Below are 396 nucleotides of genomic sequence, written 5' to 3'. Positions count from 1 at the left end.
ATAGGAGCTCTAAGGTCATGAGAGAGTCCGTAGCTAAAAAGTTCCAGCTCCTGGTTGGCTTCAGTCAATTTTGCATTCAAAGCCTCGATCTCCTCCCGTTGCCTGGCCAGGAGGAAGTGACTTACATTTTCTCTAAGCGCTCTTGCGATATTGCGATCAAGGATATTCCAGGGTTCTGAGACACCTGTAAGTTCCTGTGACCATTTTTCGAAAGATTTCCTGGGACTAAGCCGCTGTTCTTTTTCGTTGTAAAATGCTTTTTCTTCAGGATTTCCTCCCCAGTTCACCACCTGCACCTCCTCGGGCCTAAACCAGAAGAAATATTTATTTTCAGCAATTTTTAAACTTAAGACTCCCGAGGCAGTGTCTTTATAAGAAGCAGCTTCCGGATAGAGA

Annotated in this window: 1 protein-coding gene; it reads right to left on the bottom strand. The window is 44.7% G+C overall.

Annotation, left to right across the window (positions count from 1 at the left end):
* A partial coding sequence (locus HC175_RS19905) for a GAF domain-containing protein (RefSeq protein WP_479685246.1) occupies window positions 1-396 on the bottom strand: 396 nt, incomplete at both ends.

This window comes from Salinimicrobium oceani, from assembly GCF_012037645.1.
This window is presented reverse-complemented; position numbering and strand designations above follow the sequence as displayed.